We start from the raw sequence: 1,455 nt of genomic DNA on the forward strand, positions 1-1,455 counted from the left end.
CTGCGGATTCACCATGATCGTCCATCGCGCTTTCCTTTTCAGGCCTGAACTTTGGCGCGAGAACCGGATGGCACCGATGGGCGCGATGATCAAGACCTTGATGGCGGGGCTGCTGGCGCTTGGCGCCTGCGCGGTTTTCCGTCCGCGTGAAAAATACTGGAGCTACCCGAGATCGATCTGCAGGATCTCCGGCGGCATGCCGAAACGGACCGGCATGATGCTGAAGCCGAGCCCACCGGAGACGATCAGGTTGCGATCGTTCTCGACGACATGGCCATAGGCGTAGCGGTTGCCGAAGTCGGATGGCACGACCGGCGAATAGCCGAACAGCCGCACCTGCCCGCCATGGGTGTGGCCCGAAAGCGTCAGCGAAACTCGCCAAGGCACTTTCGGAAAGATGTCCGGCTCATGCGCGAGCAGGATGATCGGCTCGTCGCCTTGCACCTTGGCAAGCGTCCCGCCGAGGTCGTCGAGACCCTTGAAGCCGTGGCGGCCCAGGGCTTTGCTCGGCCGGATTGCCAGCTGGTCCGCGAGTCCAGCGATCCAGAAGCCCTGCCCGTCCTTCTCCAGCCGCATCACGTCGTTTTCCAGCACCGGGATGCCGACGCTCTCCAGTGCCTTGCGCGCGGCCGTTGGCCCGGCCATGGCCAGTTGCGCCGCATGATCGTGCCACCAGTCGTGATTGCCGAGGATCGAGAGCACGCCGAGCGGCGCCTTCAGCCCTGACAAAGCGGCGGCCCACTCCGGTGCAGACACTTCGGCCGTGACCAGCCGCATTCCATCGACATAGTCGCCGAGCAGCACGATCAGGTCTGGCTGCAGGGCATTCGTCCTTTCGACGAGCGAGGCGATCCGCTCCGAGGTCATCCAGGGATGACAGGCATGAATGTCGGCCAGTGCTGCGACGCGCAGCTTGAGGCCTGCGGGCCAGTGCGGCGGCGTCAGCGAATAGCGTTTCACATGGGCGAGCAGCATCGGCTCAATGCCGACCGCATAGGCGCTCAACGACACCATAGACAGGAACGATCCGCCGATGAGGCGCAGAAAGCCACGTCTGGTGATCATCGGTCAGCCCCGACCCTCGGAAATGCGTCAAGCTGCCTTAGAGGCTGCAATTGTGCCTTCAGCTTGGCGGAGCTGGGGAGATTTCGCGCAGGAAGCCCTTCAAGGCGCGTCCGACGAACAAATGTCCGTTACTCTTCCTGGAACAGGCTGATCTGCTGCTGCGCGAGGTCTTTCGGTGCTTCAAGGCCGAGATGCCGCCAGGCATTGGCGGTCAGCACGCGGCCGCGCGGCGTGCGCTGGATGAACCCCTGCTGGATCAGATAGGGCTCGATGATGTCCTCGATGGCGTCGCGCGGTTCCGACAGCCCAGCCGCGATCGTCTCGATGCCGACCGGTCCGCCGCCGAAGTTGCGGGCGATCATCGAGAGATACCGGCGGTCGACCGCGTCG

At 63.9% G+C, this 1,455-nt stretch carries 2 protein-coding genes; both read right to left on the minus strand.

All coding sequences use genetic code 11. The features are described from left to right. Positions 1-162 precede the first annotated feature (162 nt). Positions 163-1,065, minus strand: a complete 903-nt coding sequence (locus tag EOA49_RS31920; protein WP_095799767.1) for a metallophosphoesterase — start codon at positions 1,063-1,065, stop codon at positions 163-165. Between the two features lie 128 nt (positions 1,066-1,193). Next, on the minus strand, positions 1,194-1,455 hold a 262-nt coding region (locus EOA49_RS31925; protein WP_281058472.1), incomplete at its 5' end, for a Holliday junction DNA helicase RuvB C-terminal domain-containing protein.

This window comes from Mesorhizobium sp. M1A.F.Ca.IN.020.04.1.1 (assembly GCF_003997315.1).
In the GTDB taxonomy this organism is placed as follows: Bacteria; Pseudomonadota; Alphaproteobacteria; order Rhizobiales; family Rhizobiaceae; genus Mesorhizobium.

What these genes read in the sequence shown, in the direction of transcription:
- EOA49_RS31920 (WP_095799767.1), bottom strand. Translation starts at nt 1,065, where the DNA reads ATGATCACCAGACGTGGCTTTCTGCGCCTCATCGGCGGATCGTTCCTG.